This window comes from Gemmatimonadota bacterium (assembly GCA_016712265.1).
GTDB lineage: Bacteria > Gemmatimonadota > Gemmatimonadetes > Gemmatimonadales > Gemmatimonadaceae > RBC101.
The window spans coordinates 1,468,368-1,485,087 of sequence record JADJRJ010000028.1; the positions used below are offsets into that span (position 1 = coordinate 1,468,368).

The 16,720-nt window shown below is 67.5% G+C and carries 17 protein-coding genes; 8 read left to right on the plus strand and 9 right to left on the minus strand.

Annotated features, from left to right (window positions below; all coding sequences use genetic code 11):
* Nucleotides 1-12: 12 nt before the first annotated feature.
* The 5 genes from IPK85_13110 to IPK85_13130 are packed head-to-tail and all read right to left on the minus strand — an operon-like array spanning nt 13 to nt 3,692.
* Complete coding sequence (locus IPK85_13110) at nt 13-732, minus strand: methyltransferase domain-containing protein (protein ID MBK8248327.1); 720 nt, start codon at nt 730-732, stop codon at nt 13-15.
* Nucleotides 729-1,232 carry a flavin reductase family protein gene (locus IPK85_13115; GenBank protein MBK8248328.1) on the minus strand — a complete coding sequence of 168 codons (504 nt, stop codon included), beginning with the start codon at nt 1,230-1,232 and terminating at the stop codon, nt 729-731. Before IPK85_13115 ends, IPK85_13110 begins: the two co-directional genes overlap by 4 nt.
* Nucleotides 1,229-2,494, minus strand: a complete 1,266-nt coding sequence (locus IPK85_13120; protein ID MBK8248329.1) for an NAD(P)/FAD-dependent oxidoreductase — start codon at nt 2,492-2,494, stop codon at nt 1,229-1,231. Before IPK85_13120 ends, IPK85_13115 begins: the two co-directional genes overlap by 4 nt.
* Nucleotides 2,491-2,901, minus strand: a complete 411-nt coding sequence (locus tag IPK85_13125; protein ID MBK8248330.1) for a hypothetical protein — start codon at nt 2,899-2,901, stop codon at nt 2,491-2,493. The genes IPK85_13120 and IPK85_13125 overlap by 4 nt, the downstream gene beginning before the upstream one ends.
* A complete protein-coding gene (locus IPK85_13130; protein ID MBK8248331.1) occupies nt 2,898-3,692 on the minus strand; it encodes a DUF92 domain-containing protein in 795 nt (264 codons plus the stop codon). Before IPK85_13130 ends, IPK85_13125 begins: the two co-directional genes overlap by 4 nt.
* A 102-nt stretch (nt 3,693-3,794) precedes the next feature.
* Between IPK85_13130 and IPK85_13135 the strand changes: the two genes are divergently transcribed.
* From IPK85_13135 to IPK85_13150, 4 genes are read left to right on the plus strand one after another with little or no spacing between them, the layout of a single operon-like run.
* Nucleotides 3,795-4,418: a hypothetical protein gene (locus IPK85_13135; GenBank protein ID MBK8248332.1), complete on the plus strand. Its 624-nt coding sequence runs from the start codon at nt 3,795-3,797 to the stop codon at nt 4,416-4,418.
* Between the two features lie 13 nt (nt 4,419-4,431).
* Nucleotides 4,432-5,616 carry an aminopeptidase P family protein gene (locus IPK85_13140; protein ID MBK8248333.1) on the plus strand — a complete coding sequence of 395 codons (1,185 nt, stop codon included), beginning with the start codon at nt 4,432-4,434 and terminating at the stop codon, nt 5,614-5,616.
* Nucleotides 5,617-5,660: 44 nt separating this feature from the next.
* Complete coding sequence (locus IPK85_13145; GenBank protein ID MBK8248334.1) at nt 5,661-7,001, plus strand: amino acid permease; 1,341 nt, start codon at nt 5,661-5,663, stop codon at nt 6,999-7,001.
* Nucleotides 7,002-7,032: 31 nt separating this feature from the next.
* The gene (locus IPK85_13150) at nt 7,033-7,260 is read left to right on the plus strand and encodes a zinc ribbon domain-containing protein (protein ID MBK8248335.1); all 228 of its coding nucleotides are present in this window, start codon (nt 7,033-7,035) and stop codon (nt 7,258-7,260) included.
* Here the strand turns inward: IPK85_13150 and IPK85_13155 are convergent.
* From IPK85_13155 to IPK85_13170, 4 genes are all read right to left on the minus strand, one after another.
* The gene (locus tag IPK85_13155) at nt 7,257-7,880 is read right to left on the minus strand and encodes a hypothetical protein (GenBank protein MBK8248336.1); all 624 of its coding nucleotides are present in this window, start codon (nt 7,878-7,880) and stop codon (nt 7,257-7,259) included. The genes IPK85_13150 and IPK85_13155 overlap by 4 nt on opposite strands.
* A gap of 80 nt (nt 7,881-7,960) precedes the next feature.
* Nucleotides 7,961-8,230 carry a hypothetical protein gene (locus IPK85_13160; GenBank protein MBK8248337.1) on the minus strand — a complete coding sequence of 90 codons (270 nt, stop codon included), beginning with the start codon at nt 8,228-8,230 and terminating at the stop codon, nt 7,961-7,963.
* 8 nt (nt 8,231-8,238) lie between these two features.
* On the minus strand, nt 8,239-9,138 hold the full coding sequence (locus IPK85_13165) for a protoheme IX farnesyltransferase (GenBank protein MBK8248338.1): 900 nt from the start codon (nt 9,136-9,138) through the stop codon (nt 8,239-8,241).
* The gene (locus IPK85_13170) at nt 9,135-9,416 is read right to left on the minus strand and encodes a hypothetical protein (protein MBK8248339.1); all 282 of its coding nucleotides are present in this window, start codon (nt 9,414-9,416) and stop codon (nt 9,135-9,137) included. Before IPK85_13170 ends, IPK85_13165 begins: the two co-directional genes overlap by 4 nt.
* A 91-nt stretch (nt 9,417-9,507) precedes the next feature.
* Here IPK85_13170 and IPK85_13175 point away from each other — a divergent pair, with 91 nt between their 5' ends.
* The 4 genes from IPK85_13175 to IPK85_13190 all read left to right on the plus strand — a co-directional run bounded on the left by IPK85_13175 (nt 9,508) and on the right by IPK85_13190 (nt 16,720).
* Nucleotides 9,508-10,854, plus strand: coding sequence for an amino acid permease (locus IPK85_13175; protein ID MBK8248340.1), 1,347 nt, complete (start codon nt 9,508-9,510; stop codon nt 10,852-10,854).
* A gap of 189 nt (nt 10,855-11,043) precedes the next feature.
* Entirely contained in the window at nt 11,044-14,235 is a 3,192-nt protein-coding gene (locus IPK85_13180) for a TonB-dependent receptor (protein ID MBK8248341.1), read from the plus strand.
* A gap of 6 nt (nt 14,236-14,241) precedes the next feature.
* Entirely contained in the window at nt 14,242-16,185 is a 1,944-nt protein-coding gene (locus tag IPK85_13185) for an alkaline phosphatase family protein (protein MBK8248342.1), read from the plus strand.
* A 52-nt stretch (nt 16,186-16,237) separates the two neighbouring features.
* Complete coding sequence (locus tag IPK85_13190; GenBank protein MBK8248343.1) at nt 16,238-16,720, plus strand: hypothetical protein; 483 nt, start codon at nt 16,238-16,240, stop codon at nt 16,718-16,720.

The window sequence follows — 16,720 nt, forward strand, 5'->3', positions numbered from 1 at the left end:
AGATCTGGCAAGCTATGCAGGGAGGGAGGCGGAAGGAACGCGCGGTGCGCGGCAGGTCCCCACGAGCCGGAACCCGGCACGTTTCGTTACATGTACGTCGCAGCCGCCTGCACGGTCGAGCAGCGCGGCCAGTTCGGGGACGGTAAACGCGCGCCGCACGCTCAACATCCCGTCGTGGCGGCTCACTGGGTGGAAGCCAAGCGGGAACGACGCGAGCCAGAGTCCGATCTCGGCGAGCCGTGTCCGTTGCAGGTCGGCCACGACCACACCGATGCGCGACACACGCACGGCTTCCCGCAGGAGCTGGCGCGCGGCGTCCTCGTCGAAGTGGTGGAGCAGGAGGGCACAGATCGTCACGTCCACCGCGCGGTCATGCAGCGGAAGCGCCAGGGCGTTCGCGCAGATCGCCATGCCCTCACGTCGGGCGGCGACGCGGGCGAGGCGTTCGTGCACGTCGAGTCCGATGCAGTGGGCCTGGAGTCGGGCACGGGTTGCCACACGCCGTACGACGTGTCCCGCACCTCCGAGGCCGGCGCCGAGGTCGAGGACAGTCACCGACTGGGTGGCGTCGCGAACCAGCGCGTCGATGCCAACGGCGAGGGCGCGGTCGCCGCCCAACCAGCGGTTGCTGCATGCGATATCGCGGTGCGAGCGCTCCCGAAGCGTCCACGGCGTGCGGGGATCGTCCAGGATCTCGGCGCGCTGTTGCCGCGGGGGGACGATCCAGCTCAACGCACGTGCACGTAGGTGCCGCGGTGGTACACCAGCGGCTCCGTGGCGTCGGCATGGCGTGCGGCGACGACGTGGCCGACCAGGATCTCATGGTCGCCGGCCGTCAGGCGTTGCGATACCTGGCAGGTGAGGTTGGCGTGCGCGTCGGTCAACCAGGGCGCCGAGTGCGGGCCCGGTTCCCAGGCGACGCCATCAAACCGGAGTTCCATCGCCTCGTCGGCGAAACGCCGCGACAAGTCCGCCTGACCGGACGCGAGCAGGTTCACGCCGAACACCGTGCTTGCCGCAAACAACGGCAGCATGGTCGCCGCGCGATCGATGCACACGAGCACCAGGGGCGGGGCGATGGAGACGGAGGTGAAGGCACTGACCGTCATCCCGTGCGGACGTCCGGTGACATCCTGCAGGGTGACCACGGTAACCCCGCTGGCGAACCGTCCGAGCACGGCGCGAAAGGTGTCGGGGGTGACGCCCGGGGGTGAGCCGGTGGGTGCGCTCATGCAAGGGACTCCGGAACGGGTTCCCCGCGGAGGGGCGACGCGCCCGCTCCTGCGAGGAGGGAGAGGAGGAAGGCGGGCCGCAGGACCCGGGACGGGGGAACGAAGTCGCCGGCCACGCCGACGAGGAGATCGGCGAGGTCGCGTCGGGCCTTCAGGCGACGGCCGAGCAGGTTGAAGAGCGGCGGCACGGTGAGCGCGGCCCCGATGAGCCGTTCGACCCGCCACTTGCCGGCGAAGGTGTCGCGTCGCGCCCGTTCCCACGCCGCGAGCGCGTGCCCCTGCCGCGCGGCCGAGCTGGCCCGGGATGCTTCAAATGCGTAGGGCAGCAGGCGCTGCGCCCCGCGAAGGGCGGCGTAGATCCCCTCACCGGTGAACGGGTCGTAGAAGTCCGCCGCATCACCGACGAGCGCTGCACCAGGGGCCCACGCGCGCGTCACACGATGATTGAACGGGCCGGTGACGACAGGCGCGCCGAGCCGCTCGCTGCCTGCGAGGCGGGCCTGGACGCCAGGGACCCGGGAGAGCCACGTGTCCATGAAGGCGCCCGCATTCCCGGCCGCCGCCTGCATCAGCGGCGCGGGCACCACCACCGCCACGTTGGTGATCCCACCGCCGACATCGGCAAGCCCGACATAGCCGTGTGGGGTCACGAACATTTCCCCCCGGGGCCCCATCCCTGCGACGTGGCGATGGTGCGCGACCACGGCGTACCGCCGGGGCCAGCGTCCCGCGCGGGCCACGCCCAGGCGTCGCGCCACGATGCTGCGTAACCCATCGGCCCCGATCACGAGCGGGGCGCGCCGCGTACCGCCGCCCTGCAGCTCAACGCCCACCACCTGGTCCCCCGCGCGCACGAGGTCGCGCACGCTCACGCCGAGTTCCACCCGGGCCCCTTGCCGCTGGGCATGGTCGAGGAGAATCGCGTCCAGCACGGTGCGGCGCAGGGCGATCCCGGCGTCGCGAAACCCGCGGAACCCGTGTCGGGCAAGAAAGTCGCCGCGAAACTCCGTCCCGTCCGGGGTAGTGATCGACATGCCAGTGAGTGCCGCTCCCCCCGCCGCCTCCACACGGTCGAGGACCCCCAGGTCATCCAGCGGCAGTGCCGCCTGCGGGCTGAGGTATTCGGCGCACGGCTTGTCGCGCGGGAAGATCGCCCGGTCCAGCACGAGGACGTCGGCGCCGGCACGGGCGAGGAACGCCGCGATCGCCGAGCCCGCGGGCCCGGCGCCGACCACGATGACCTCAGCGTCGCGTCGGGTCACTCCTCAACGCGCAGGAACAGCTGCCCTCCCAGTTCGAGCTGGTCGCCGACGAGCCGCATGTCCAGGGCGACCTGGAAGGGCGAGGGCGAGACGAAGTCGATGACGAGCCGCGCACCCTCGAGCCGCCAGCGCCCGGCGCTCACCAGGATGTCGGCGAGGCCGAGGGTGTGGTTGCGCGCCACCTGCACGCGCACCGCCGTACCGTCTGCTGCAAACTGGTAGGTTGTCTCGCTGGACCGACTGTAGTTGAAGTCGTCGAGGAAGAAGATGGCGCGGCGCCACGCCCCAAGAAGCGCGGCGGACGTGTTGCTCCCCCCCACGCGCCCGATGCGTGCGGTGGTGGGTCCCGCAATCCCCGGGCCGTCGCAGGCCAGGCAGAGGGGCAGGAGCAGCAGGTACCGCGTCACTGGATGATCGCGTGTAGGGGGACGGCGATGGCCGCGCCGACGACGGTGCTCAGCAGGTTCACCATGTCATTGTCCATCACGCGCCATCCGCTGTGTCCGACCGTTGGGGTGTGGCAATCATGCATGACACGCTCCGTGAGCCTGGCGCAGCGCGGACACCATCGGCGATGCTGCACGGTGGCGCCAAGGAGAGTGTCACATAAGGCCCCGCCGACGCCACCCATGGCACCGGAGAAGGCTGCTGCAGGGTCGAACCCCGCGCAGGCCGCGACCGTTCCCATCCACGCGGCACCCGCGCACATCGCCAGCGTCCCGGGCAAGGTGACCGCCCCCGAGGTGCCTGGGGGAACCGGACCACGGCTGCGCCACGACCACGGCGTGGCCCCGCTGCCGATCCCGATCTCCGTGGCCCAAGTGTCGGCGGCGGCCGCGGTCAGGGCGGCGATGCCGATGATCTCCGGCCAGCCCGAGGTGACCGCCAGGGTCGCGAGGGCCGCGGCGGCAAAGACGCCACCATTGGCGACTACCTGGACGGCGGTGCGCACCGCGTCGGGCGACAGGACACCACCGGCAAGGCGCACCTTCGCCTGGCGACGCCACCTCGACAGGGCGATCGCGGGGACAAAAAAGGCGAGCAAGAGGACGGCCCAGCGATTCCCGGCGAGCACCGCGGCGGCACCAAGGAGCGCGGCGACCGTGGAGCCAACGATCGAAAGCAGCCTGAGACGCCAGGTGGCAACCCCCGCGAGGCTCGCGAGCGCCAGGCTGGCCAGGAGCCGTGCTTCCGTCATGTGGGGTGGCCAGGTTGCATGTCGGAAGGTTCGCCCGTTGGACCGGGATTGCCAATCTGCTTGAAGCCCCTGTGAGGGGCCGTTACCTTCGGTCCCATCCTTATGCCAGACACGGTCGACGCCCTGCTCCCGCTCTCGTTCCTCGAAGCCGTGCGAAATGTCGACACGCCCGTCGAGGACTTCGAGGCGGAACTGGTGGGGGAGCTGCGCAACAAGCGCCTCGGGCTGAGCGACACCGTATACAACCAGATCAAGCGGTTCACGGAAGCCGTGCGGCGAGGGCAGCGGACGTCGTTCGACGAGGCCGTCGGGTTGGCCCGACTGCTGGGCCGCCGCCCGGACGCGGAGGCGGTGTTTCGCGCCGCGGGGCGACAGCTGGCGGCGGAATCGTACCGGACGTTGGGCGGGGTCTCGCGCCGGCTCATGCTCATCCTGCCGTCGCTGGTGGCGCGGCCGATCGCCCTGCGCAAGGTGCGTCGCCTCGCCGCTCGGCACCTGGACGGGCGCATTTCACGTGTAGGTTCGAACGTGCTGTTGGACGTCCCGGGGTCGGTCACCGCCGATGCGGCCCCCCGGTCGATTGGGTGCACTTACTACGAGGCGTCGTTGAAGGAGCTGTTGCGCCTCACCGTCAACGCCGGTGGGGCGGTGGATCACGTCCGGTGTGCGTCCCGCGGCGAGGGGACGTGCCAGTGGCGCATGGAGTGGAAGGGAACCTCCAACTGAACCGGATGGCCTGATGCCGATCCTGACGACGACGTCCCTCCCGGAGATCCAGGCGGCCCTGCGGGCCGCGGGGCTCGATGGGTGGCTGCTGTATGATTTTCGCGCCCTGAATCCGATCGCCCAGCAGGTGATTGGCCTTCCCGGCCCGCTCTCGCGACGCATCTTCGTCCTGGTGCCTGCCGTGGGGGTCCCCGTGGCCCTGACCCACAACATTGAGCAGGGTGCGTGGCGCGACTGGCCCACGGCCTGGGACCGGGAACGCTACAGCGCGTGGGTCGACCTCGAGGGGTGGCTGGCGCGCCACCTGGCCGGGCGGACCGTGGCGATGGAGTATTCGAGCGGGGACGCCGTACCGTACCTGGACCGCGTGCCGGCCGGTGTGCTCGAGATGGTCCGGGCCTCCGGGGCCACGGTGGTCTCCTCCGGCGAGTTGGTCTCCCGCTTTTACGCCGTGTGGACGCCCGCCCAGTTGGCTGCGCACCAGCGGGCCGCGGTGCATGTGGCGGCGATTGGCCAGTCTGCCCTCCGGGCCGCAGGGGAGGCCGTCCGTCGCGGTGAGGTCATCCACGAACACGACGTGCAAGCCTCGATCCTCGCGGCCTTCGCCCGGGCGGGACTGGAGACCTACGCGCCGCCTAACGTGTCCGTGGGCGCCCACGCGGCCGATCCGCACTACGAACCATCGGCCGAGCGTCCCGCGCGGATCACGAGTGGCAACGTCCTGTTGATTGACCTGTGGGCCAAGGAGCCGGACGGGATCTATGCGGACCAGACCTGGATGGCCGTCCTCGGCGCCCCCACCGATCGGGCGCTCGCTGTGTGGGCGGCGATCCGCGATGCCCGCGATGCGGCGATTGCCCTCATTCGGGAGCGCGTGAGCCGGGGCGAGGTGGTGCGCGGCGCGGATGCCGACGACGCCGCGCGCGCGGTGATCGTCGCGCGTGGATACGGGGAGTATTTCATCCATCGCACCGGCCACTCGATCGACGCCGGAGCCATCCATGGGTCAGGCCCCAACCTCGACAACCTGGAATCGCGCGACGTGCGCACCCTGCAGGATGGCGTTGGGTTCTCCATTGAGCCGGGGATCTATTTCCCCGGGGACCTGGGCATGCGCACTGAGGTCAACGGCTATATCAACGGTCGTGAGCTGTTGATCACGCCTGGGGAGATCCAGCACGACCTCATGGTCGTCTGACCCGGCATCTTCCACCGGCGCGCCGGGGGCCACATGTTAGGGTGATGACGCCGAGCCGTGATCCCGCGACCACCCTCCGACGCGAGATCGGTGTCGGGACCGGTGCGCTCATGGTCGTGGGGGGGATCATCGGGAGCGGGATCTTCTTCACGCCGGCCGAAGTGGCCCGGGCGTTGCCCAACGCGCAGTGGATCTTTGGGGTGTGGGTGCTGGGCGGCGTTCTGGCCTTTGCCGGTGCCCTCACCTACGCCGAGTTGGGTGCCATGCTTCCAGACGCGGGCGGCGCCTATGTCTACACGCGCGAGGCGTTCGGCCGCCTGCCGGCCTTCCTCAATGGCTGGATGACGGTCCTGCTCGTCGCGTCAGGGGCCATAGCGGCCGTGGCGATGGGATTTGCGGGGTATCTGGAGCGGTTCGTGTCACTCGACCCTCTCGGGGGGCGTCTCGGGGTGGCGGCCATCACGATCCTCGTGCTCAGCGCCACGAACTATGTGGGGCTGCGACCGGGGGTCACGCTGCTCAACGTCCTGACCGCGGCGAAGATCGTGGCCCTCGCGGTGTTGATCGCCGGGGGCCTCGTGGCGTGGGTGGCGCTCCGTGATCCGGGGAGTGTGCCCACCGCACCGCCGCCACCGGCCTCGCGGTTGTCCGGGTTTGCGACGGCCTTCGTCGCGGTCTTGTTCACCATCGGTGGGTGGCAGCAGCTGAATATGGTGGCCGGGGAGATCAAGGAACCGCAACGCGTCATCCCGCGCGCGCTCCTGGCGGGGATCACGATCGTCGTCGCGATCTACCTGGGGGCGAACGCCGTCTACCTGCGCACCCTGGGCCGCGATGGACTCGCCGCGTCGACGGCGGTCGCCGCCGACGCGATGCAGCGCATGGTTGGCGGGTTCGGGGCGACCTTCATCGCCGTCTCCGCCATGCTCTCGATCCTCGGGTTCCTCAACGTGGCGATCATCGCCAATTCGCGGATACCCTACGCGCTGGCAGCCGACGGGGCACTGTTTCGGGCCGCGGCGCAGGTGCACCCACGATTCGGCACCCCACACGTCGCCATCGCCCTCCTGGGGGCTTGGAGCCTGGTGCTCCTCTTTGCGAGCGGGGGACGCATCGGTGACTTGCTCAGCGGGGTCGTGTTCGCCGACTGGATCTTCTTTGGGTTGGGCGCGGCCAGCGTCTTCGTGCTCCGGCGGCGATACCCGGACATGCCGCGCCCGTACCGGGTCCCGGGGTACCCCCTGCTCCCGGCGTTGTTTGTCGCTGCGTCCGCCGTTGGGGTCGCGAGTGCCTATCTGGCCGCGCCCCGCACCTCGGCCTTTGGCACGCTGCTCCTCCTGGTCGGCGTCGTGGTCTTTCGGGTACTTGAACGCCGTCCCCGCTGAGATTTGCTTGCGGGCAACTCCGGAGGACGCGATGCCCACCTACGTGTACGAGACGGTTCCGACCGACGCCACGGCCCCCGAACGCTTTGAAATCCGGCAGGGGATGAACGACGCCCCGCTGGACGAACATCCCGAGCACCGCATCCCGATCCGACGGGTCATCTCGGGCGGAATGGGAATAGTGGCGAGTTCGGACCGTGCCATGCCGGTGGCGGGGCCCGGGTGCGGACCGGGGAATTGCGGCTGCGGCCGCTTCTAGTTGCTGGCCGGACGCCGCCGCGGAGCGGGTGCAAGTCGCCGCGTCACGTCATAGTTGGTGACATGCAGGTTGATGCCAGCGCCCGCTCGTATCCCGAAAGTACCATCGAGGACCAGGTCCCCTCGGGCGACCGCCGCCACGCGGCTCCCATTGGCATCAATGCGCACCGAGTCAGGATCCACCCGCACGGACAGGATGTTCAGCGCGGTGTCGTCGGTACCCGGGTGGGGCTTGATCGCCGTGGTGGGGGTCCAGTCCAGGATCGGCTGGTGCCGGGAGCCGGCGACCCGAACGACCTGCAGCGCGCCGTCGCTTCGCATGAGCACCGCGACATAGGAGGCACCAGCGGTGCTCACGTCGCGCCCGCCTAGAAAGATCCCATACCCCTCGCGGCTTGGCTCGGGGAAGAGGTGCACCTCCAACGACAACGCATAGCGGCCGTCCGCCGTGTTGCCGGTGTCGTATACGAGGGCGCCGGGCCCGGTAGTGATGTGCCATCCCGGCGGCATCGTGACGTGAGAGACGGTATCGCGGCTACCAGGATCGACCTTCACGGTCCACGGGGTCGATTGTGCCCGGAGTGCGAGGGGCAGGGCGGCGAGGAGTAGAACGCGGCGCATGTACGATGCTCCAAACAGGAGGGCGAAGAGAAGGTTGCGGGGTGCCTGCTCCACGTACTACAACGGCTTCGCGCGTGTCTCTAGCCCAGCAGCCACTGACGAATGCCGTAGATCTCCTCGCTCACCGGTTCGCGGGCGTCGTACACTCGCTGGATATCGGTCATGAGCACCGGAGCTGCTACCTCCATGACTTCGCCCTCCGTGTTCCAGGAGTTCGATGTCCATTGGCGCACGCGGACCATCCCATTCCGCGGTTTCCCGATCAGCATCAGACGTTCAACCGAGGTGGGACTGCCGCCGACGCGGAGGGTCAGGAACTCGGGCTCGTCAAACGCCAGTTGACCGGACATGTGGCGACTCAGGCGAGGGAACGATCCACCACCATCGCCGCGAACAGGAGCGCGAGGTAGAGGAGGGAGTACTTGTACACCCACCAGGCAGGCTTCGCCCAGACGGTTTCTCGGCGGATGCGGATCACCCCGTAGAGCAGGATCAGTCCAAGGACGAGCGCGCTGACGAGGTAGACCACCCCAAAGGCGCCGAAGGTGGCGGGGAGCAGGGTGAGGCCGAGGAGGATGAACGTGTACCAGAGCATCTGGTCCATGGTCTCACGTTCGCCCCAAACCAGCGGTGCCATGGGGATCCCGGCGCGTCCGTAGTCCACCTGCTTGAGGAGCGCCAGGGCCCAGAAGTGCGGCGGTGTCCAGAAGAAGATGATGAGGAACAGGTAGACGGCCGTGAGGTCGATGCGCCCCGTCACGGCGGCCCACCCAACGAGCGGGGGAAACGCCCCCGCGGCTCCACCGATCACGATGTTTTGCGGCGTGGTGCGCTTGAGCCAGCGGGTGTAGACGATGATGTAGAAATAGAAGCCGCCGAGCGCGAGGGCGGCCGTGAGCGGGTTCACGAATCGCCCGAGCAGCCAGGTTGCCGCCGTGGCGATCGCGATCCCGAAGGCGAGGACAGCGCGGGCGCCCATGCGGCCGCTCGGGATGGGTCGGGTGCGGGTCCGGGCCATCGAATCATCGATGTCACGGTCGACATACATGTTCACCGCGTTGGCGCCACCGGCCATGAGGTACCCACCGAGCGTCACCAGCAGGACCTGCTGCCAGGTGGGGTCTCCCGCGACGAACATGGGGGCCACCGTGGTCACCAGAAGCAGGGAGATGATGCGTGGCTTGGTGAGGGAGATGAAATCCTTGAGTGCCGTGCGCGACTCACTGGCGGGGGCGGTGGACAGCGAGGAGGGATTCATTGTTGTCCCCGCGACACCGGGAGGGCGGCGACCGGTCCGGCCGTCGCGGCCGAGCGGCTGGCGGTCTGTTTCGGCAGGGCGCGCCAGGTGGCCCAGAGGGTCAGGGCGAGGGCGATCGCCGGGATCGTGATCCAGAGGGCCTCACGTAGCCGGGCGGCGGCACCTGGGCCTGCGGCAGGGGTGCGACCGGCCAGGCCGTCACGAAGCACGAGGAGCTGTCCCACGGCGGCCAGCGCGGCCGCGAGGACGAAGACGACGAAGGAGAGTGTGGGCGACATCGGAGCGGAAAGCTAAGGGCCCGGGCGGTCCGGTGCGTCCTGCGGGAGGGCTGCCTTACGGCCGGATTCTTCACGGGCTACCATTGCCCGAATGTCTACCTCCTCTTCGTCGCCCACCGAGCTGCCCCGCCGCCTCGGCCTCTGGAGTGCCATCGCCGTCGTGGTCGGTTCGGCCATTGGGTCGGGGATCTTCCGGAGTCCGGCGGGGATCGCCGACCGCATCCCCGGCCCGGCGCCACTGCTGACCCTCTGGGTGGTGGGTGGATTGATCTCGCTGTGCGGTGCGTTGACCCTCGCCGAGGTGGCGAGTGAGGTGCCCAAGACGGGCGGGATCTACGCCTTCCTCAAGGAGGGCTGGGGGCGTCTCCCCGCGTTCCTGTTCGGCTGGGCGCAGCTGACGGTCGTGCGCGCCGCCGCGTTAGGCGCGATCTCGATCACCTTCGCCGAGTACTTCCTCCGGTTCCTCGGGTACGACCCCACGGTGGCGCCGTACAGCGACTATTCGCACTACATCGCGGCGGTGGCCATCGCGATCACCGCGACGTTCAATGTGGTTGGGGTAAAGATGGGGTCCGCGGTCGTCAACGTGACGACGATCATGAAGACCGGCGGCCTCGGGGTGATCATCCTGTTGGCGCTCACGTTGGGACTGGGCAAGACGGGGGGGAACTTCACCCCGTGGATGCCCCAGGAGGTGGTGCCGTTGACCGCCTACGGCGCGGCCCTGGTCTCGCTACTGTGGGCCTACGACGGTTGGATGGACCTGTCGTATGTCGCCGGGGAGGTGAAGGATCCCGAGCGCAACATGCCGCGGGCGTTGATCTACGGGACGCTGGCGATCATCACGGTGTTCTGCCTCGCGAACGTGGCGTACCTCTCGGTGCTGACCATCGACGAGATGCGGTCCTCCAAGCTGGTCGCGGCGGATGTGGCACAACGCTTGATGGGGGACGGCGGGGTGAAGTTCGTGGCGTTCACGGTGATGGCGTCGACGTTCGGGACGTTGAACGCCGTGTTGTTGACGAGCCCACGCATCCTGTTCGCGGCCGCCGACGATGGCATGTTGCCGAAGTTCATCTCGCGGGTGCACCCGACGTTCCAGACCCCGTACGGCGCGATCTCGCTGGTCGCGGTGCTGGGGATGGTATTCGTCCTGTTCCTGAACTTCGAGAAGCTGGCGGACGCGTTTGTCTACGCGATGCTCCCGTTTTACGCGCTCGGCGTGGCGGTGGTGTATGTGCTGCGGCGTCGGCCGGGGTACGCCACGAAGTTCAGGACGCCCGGCTATCCGGTCGTCCCGGCGGTGTTCATCGCGGCCGTGTTGTACCTGCTCGTGAACGGGCTCCTGGACCCCGGGACGCGGGTCTGGACGGTCGGGATTTTCGGGGTGCTCCTGCTGGGGATCCCCGTCTATAAGATGTTCGTGGAGAAGCGCTAGGCTGTTGTGACGACCCCTTTACGCGGTCCCACCTCACCGTGCGCCCGCGCCGGATAGTTTAGGCGGGTGGCGTGGGGTGTTACACAGCTTGACCCCCCTGTCACGGAGCGGCAGCTTTCCCGTCGCCCCAGCTCGCCCGAGCTCCTCGAGCACGCGGGGCGCCAAAACACACTCCAGATGCGAACTCTCATGAACCAACTTCGTCGATTCCTCGCGATCGCCGGGGCGAGCCTCGCGGCTACCGTATTCGGTAGCGTCAGGGCCGACGCCCAGGTGACGACCGGCGCGATTTCCGGCACGGTACGCGATTCGTCTGCCGGTCCGATCGAATCTGCCCAGATTCAGGTCACCAATCGCGCCACCGGCCTCGTCCGAGGGGTCACGACCAATTCCTCCGGCTTCTACGCGGTTCCGGGGCTCGAGGTCGGGTCGACATACAGCGTGACCGTGCGGCGCATCGGGTACGCGCCTCAGACGCGCGACAACGTGACGGTGACACTCGGCCAGTCCACGCGTATCGACTTCGCTTTGGCGAGGCAGGTCACCCAGATTGAGGCGGTTCGCATTGTCGCCGAGACAAACTCGCTGATTTCGCCGACAAGGACCGGGGCCTCCACCATCGTGAGCGATTCATCGCTCCGACGCCTGCCTTCGCTTAACCGCAACTTCACGGACTTCGTCGCCCTCACGCCGCAAGTGTCCAACAGCGGGCCTGGACTATCCGGGGGTGGGACGAACAACCGCTTCAACAACATCACGATCGACGGCTCGATTTCGTCCGACCTGTTCGGACTGGGATCAACCGGGCAGCCGGGCGGCCAGGCGAACGGCAAGTCGATCGGCATCGAGTCGGTGAAGGAGTACCAGGTCCTCCTGTCCCCCTACGATGTGCGACAGGGCAACTTCTCGGGGGCGGCAATCAACGCGGTCACGAAGAGCGGTACGAACACCATGACCGGCTCCGCCTACGCGGTCACCCGGAATCGGGACCTGGTTCGCGAACAACCGTACATCCGCGAGTTTGACCAGACCCAGTACGGGATCACGGCGGGCGGTCCCCTCGTGAAGGACCGGGTGTTCTTCTTCATCAATCCGGAGTGGCAACAGCGCACGGTGCCGGCGGCCGGGCCGTATGTGGGCGACGGGACTTCGTCCGTCTCGCAGGCGGTCATCGACCAGTTCAACAACCTGGTCGGCTCGCGTGGCATCCCACAGGGTTCGGGACGCTCCGTCGACAACGAGAATCCGTTGACCAACGTGTTCGGTCGTCTGGACTTCATGTTGCCGTGGAACTCGTCACTGATGTTGCGCCACAACTACGCCAAGGCGCAGGATGACAACTTCAGTCGCTCCACCGGCACCTTCAACCTGGACAACAACGGTTACGCCTTCACCTCGAACCACAACTCGACGGTGGCGCAGTTGCGCACGAACTTCACGAACGGCAACTACAACGAGATGCTCGTGTCGTTCAACAAGACAGAGGATCGTCGGCGCCCGAACGTGTACGCCCCGATGGTGACCGTCGCGACCCCGGTCGGGTCGCTGGTTGCCGGCGGCGAACGCTTCTCGCAGGCTAACGAGCTGGATCAGCAGGTGGTGGAAGTCACCAATAACTTCACGATGCCGATCCTCGACGGGTCGCATCGGCTGACGCTGGGCACACAGAACCAGTTCTTCAAGTACCGGAACCTGTTCGCGCAGTCGCGGCTTGGGGTGTGGGACTTCGTCAACATCGACTCGCTCACCTCCGGCCAGCCGCGCCAGTACATCGTTGGCGTCCCGGTCAGCGGCGACGGCGCGGTCCGCTTGAGTGCGCGCCAGCATGCATTCTACCTGCAGGACGACTGGGCCGTCTCACCTCGCCTGAACATGACGCTCGGTGTTCGTGCGGACGCGCCGTTCTTCAATGACGCGCCGCCGACCAACCCGGATATCCTGGAGCCGTTGTGCGCCGCGGCCGCGCAGCCGGCCTCGGCAAACTGCGGATTTGCGCGCAACACCGCTGAGGTCCCCAGCGGCAACTGGCAGTTCTCTCCGCGCATCGGGTTCAACTGGGATGTGACCGGAGACCAGCGCAACCAGCTCCGTGGCGGCGTCGGGTTGTTTACCGGCCGTCCGGCGTACGTGTGGTTGTCCAACGCCTTCCAGAACTCCGGCCGCTCGGGTGTCGCGCTGTTGACCTGCAATACCTCCGCCGCGCCGAAGTTCACCGCGGCGACGGCGGCGACCGCCCCGACCACCTGTGTCAACGGGACTTCGGCTGCGGCCGGCGCCGAGATCAACCTGCTCAGCAAGGATCTCAAGTTCCCGCAGAACCTCCGGGCCACTATCGGCTTTGACCGCGACATCGGCTGGGGAATCGTGGCGACGTCCGAGGTCATGTACACCCTCGGTGTCAACAATCCTTTCTATACGAACCTGGCGCTCTTCGGCGCGCAGGGCACCGATCGGTTCGGGCGCACGATCTACGGCACGGCGCCAAATGCGCCGGTCGTGCGGGTGACCGGCCGTACGACGGTGCTCGACGTACAGAATCAGTCGAAGGACTACGCGGTGCAGCTGACCGGCGGCCTCCAGAAGCGCTTCAGCGACGGCTGGGAGGGCTCGCTCATGTACACGTGGTCGCAGGCCCGCGACGTCCAGAGCCTGACCTCCAGCACGGCGTTCTCGCAGTATCGCTTCGGACGCACCACCTCCGGGTTGCAGGAGGACCTCTCGCTGGGGCGCTCGTTCTTCGAGCAGCAACATCGCATCATTGGGCAGGCGACCTACAGCTTCAGCAAGACGCTCACCGACCTCACGGTGCTGTACATCGGTGAGTCCGGGGCACCGTTTGGCTACGTGTCCTCGGGTGACCTGAACGGTGACGGATTCACGCTGAACGACGCCATCTACATTCCACGTCGCGCGACCGATCCGAGCGAGATGCTCTTCCGCGACTTCACCCGCCCCGGGACGAGCACCGTGGTGACGGCGGCGGAGCAGGCGGTGGCGTTCGACAAGTTCATTGATGGTGCCGAGTGTCTCCGCAGTCAGCGCGGCCAGATCATGGAGCGGAACTCCTGCTTCAACCCGTGGACGAACACCGTCAACCTGTCGCTGCGCCAGTCCCTCAAGACCCTCGGGGTTGGCCGTCTCGCGCTCCAGCTCGACGTCTTCAACTTCCTCAACCTCGTCAACAAGAATTGGGGCGAGCGCCCGACGGCGGGCTTTGGCTCGCAGACGTTGATCAGCTATGTCACGCGCGCGGCCGGTTCCATGACCGGCGCAAGCAGCATCGTTCCCGTGCACACGTTTGACCCGAACTACCAGCGCTTCCTCCAGAACAACCTTGGGTCGAACTACCAGATGCAGCTACAAGTGAAGTACAGCTACTAGCTAGAGATGCGAACAGGACGTCGTGCGGGCCCGGTGCAGTCGCCGGGCCCGCGTGTTTCCTACCCCATCGCCCTGGCGTGTACCTGGAGCCTGGCGGTCGGGTGCGGGGCGCCACCACGCGAGGAGCGGTCGGCCATCGTCATCTCGGTCGATGCCCTCAATGAGCAGCGTGTGTTGGGGAGCGTCGCAAAGGCCCGGATTCCTTCCCTCCATCGGTTCTTCCGTGAGTCGGCGTGCGCGGACGGTGCACGACCGCATTTTCCGGCCGTGACCGCGCCAAGCCACGCCGCGATCTGGACCGGGACCTGGGGTACGACACACGGGATAACCGGGTCCCTCGTCCCTCCAGCTGGGACGCGCCTGGATTCGCTCGTGGATGGGTTCTCCTACCACCAGCTCAACGCAGAGCCGCTATGGATCGCGGCGGCCCGCCAGGGCCGTACCGTTGTTGCGCACCATGTGACGCACGCGCCTGGCGTGCCTGGCTACCCCGGACGCACCGAGGTCGAACGTCGCCGCCTGCAGGAGGCGGCGCGGCAGGTGCTCGAACAGGAGGGAATGGCAGCGCTCAACGGATACAACCGTCGCATTGCCGGCGCGGCCATCGTGTCCTCTCGCACCCACCGTTTCCGGCCGGGGCCGGCGTGGGCAGGGGACAGTGGGGCGGAACCATTCCTTGAACTGTCTGTGCCGGTGGGCACGGATTCGCTCTTTCTTCGAGTGCCGCCGCGCGGCGCGGTTCGCTTGCTGGTGGCGCCGACGCGTGATCTCGCGCGTGCTGTCGAGGTCCCGGTTGTGCCTGAAGACACGACCTCGCCTCGTGTTCGGACCCTGGCCCGCCACTTCTCGGCGCCGGTGTCCTGGCGACTCTCGGATTCCGCACTGGTGTCCGTCCGCGTCCGCGCTTTTGCGATGTCGAGTGGGGCACGAGAATTCCTGATCGCCATTCCCGAGGTACGTGTTGTTGAGGCCAACACCGCGGCCGTGGCGGCATCCTATGAGGCAGGCGCCCCAGCGTGGGTCGGCAACGTCCCGTTCCACCTGTGGCGTGATGGCCTTCTGGGAGATACGCTCTCGGATTCGCGTGCCGAATGGCGGCTCCTTGAGCTCGCTGAGTTGGTGACGGACGGCTTCATGCGTGGCACGTCGTGGGCCTTGAAACGCAAACCGCACCTTCTCCTGGACTACTTCTCCCTCGGGGACGACATCGATCACGCGTTGCTTGGTTACGGTAGTCCGCGTGCGATGAGCCTTCGAGACCGCCTGTGGGAACTCGTGGACATCAGGATCGGTGCGCTGATGGCGGCGGCCCAAGGGACACCTGGGAGCATGCTCCTGCTCACCGGCGACCATGGCATGCGAGTGGCCAACCGCACCTGGCACGTCAACGCCACCTTGCAGCGGGCGGGCTTCCTGTTCGTTGATGCAGATGGGCGAATACAACTCGACCGCACCACGGCCTACTCGCCGACGGGATACTGGATCACCGTCAACGATGCTCGGCGTCCGGCGGGCATCGTCGCTGCTGCGGATCGCCCACGGCTCCTCGATTCGCTCGAACGCACGCTGGGCGCCGTGCGCGACGAGCAGGGGCGTCTCGTGGTGACCCGTACCTTCCTGGCGGGCACTGCCGAAGCGGATTCTCTTGGGATTGGGGGCGACAATGGTGGCGACGTCTACTACGATGTGGCCGATGGGATCATGTGGAGCGGTCGTCTCGGCGGAGCTGAACTCGTCGCGCGCAGTACTGGCGGGGAGCACGGCTATCCCTCCCTGGGCCCGGAGATGCGAACGGTGCTGTGCGCGTTCGGCCCGGCGATACCGCCCACGAGGACGTCGACCGCACGGCTCATCGACGTGGCGCCGACTGTGAGTGAGTGGCTTGGTATTGACCCACCTTGGCAGAATCGGGGGATGTCCCTGGTGCGGACGTGGGGATTGCAACGGTGAGCCCCGGGCGGCTTCACCATTCGCCAACACGCGCGAGGAGCGTTGACTGCTGATGGCCGAACTCGACGAACTCCCGCTCAAGGCGCGACTCTTCCTCAAGATGTATCCCTGGCGCCGCATCGATCCCACGCCGTGGGCTCCCCTCCGACGGCCGGTCAGGGAATGCCGCGTCGCCATCGTCTCCAGCGCCGGCTTCGCCCCAGAAGGACAGCCCCCGTTCGATCAGGACGTACGAGGAGGCGACCCATCGTTCCGCGTGGTGGACGCAAGTACCCCAGTCTCGAGCCTCGGCGAGAGCCATCGCTCTTGGGCGTTCGACCACTCAGGCATCCAGTCCGACCCCAACCTCGGATTTCCGATCGATCGTCTTCGCGAGTTGGCAGACGACGGTACCATCGGCGCGGTCGCTCCCCGACACCTCTCCTGCATGGGCAGCCAGACGTCCACGGGACGCCTCGTAACGAGCACGGCCCCAGATGCGGTCCACACCCTCGTCCAGGATGAGGTGGACGTCGCCCTCCTCGTTCCAGTTTGA

Excerpts from the sequence above, each read along its gene's own strand:
- IPK85_13115 (MBK8248328.1), bottom strand. The coding sequence starts at position 1,232 with ATGAGCGCACCCACCGGCTCACCCCCGGGCGTCACCCCCGACACCTTT.
- IPK85_13130 (MBK8248331.1), bottom strand. The coding sequence starts at position 3,692 with ATGACGGAAGCACGGCTCCTGGCCAGCCTGGCGCTCGCGAGCCTCGCG.
- IPK85_13135 (MBK8248332.1), top strand. The coding sequence starts at position 3,795 with ATGCCAGACACGGTCGACGCCCTGCTCCCGCTCTCGTTCCTCGAAGCC.
- IPK85_13140 (MBK8248333.1), top strand. The coding sequence starts at position 4,432 with ATGCCGATCCTGACGACGACGTCCCTCCCGGAGATCCAGGCGGCCCTG.
- IPK85_13145 (MBK8248334.1), top strand. The coding sequence starts at position 5,661 with ATGACGCCGAGCCGTGATCCCGCGACCACCCTCCGACGCGAGATCGGT.
- IPK85_13150 (MBK8248335.1), top strand. The coding sequence starts at position 7,033 with ATGCCCACCTACGTGTACGAGACGGTTCCGACCGACGCCACGGCCCCC.
- IPK85_13155 (MBK8248336.1), bottom strand. The coding sequence starts at position 7,880 with ATGCGCCGCGTTCTACTCCTCGCCGCCCTGCCCCTCGCACTCCGGGCA.
- IPK85_13160 (MBK8248337.1), bottom strand. The coding sequence starts at position 8,230 with ATGTCCGGTCAACTGGCGTTTGACGAGCCCGAGTTCCTGACCCTCCGC.
- IPK85_13165 (MBK8248338.1), bottom strand. The coding sequence starts at position 9,138 with ATGAATCCCTCCTCGCTGTCCACCGCCCCCGCCAGTGAGTCGCGCACG.
- IPK85_13170 (MBK8248339.1), bottom strand. The coding sequence starts at position 9,416 with ATGTCGCCCACACTCTCCTTCGTCGTCTTCGTCCTCGCGGCCGCGCTG.
- IPK85_13175 (MBK8248340.1), top strand. The coding sequence starts at position 9,508 with ATGTCTACCTCCTCTTCGTCGCCCACCGAGCTGCCCCGCCGCCTCGGC.
- IPK85_13180 (MBK8248341.1), top strand. The coding sequence starts at position 11,044 with ATGAACCAACTTCGTCGATTCCTCGCGATCGCCGGGGCGAGCCTCGCG.
- IPK85_13185 (MBK8248342.1), top strand. The coding sequence starts at position 14,242 with ATGCGAACAGGACGTCGTGCGGGCCCGGTGCAGTCGCCGGGCCCGCGT.
- IPK85_13190 (MBK8248343.1), top strand. The coding sequence starts at position 16,238 with ATGGCCGAACTCGACGAACTCCCGCTCAAGGCGCGACTCTTCCTCAAG.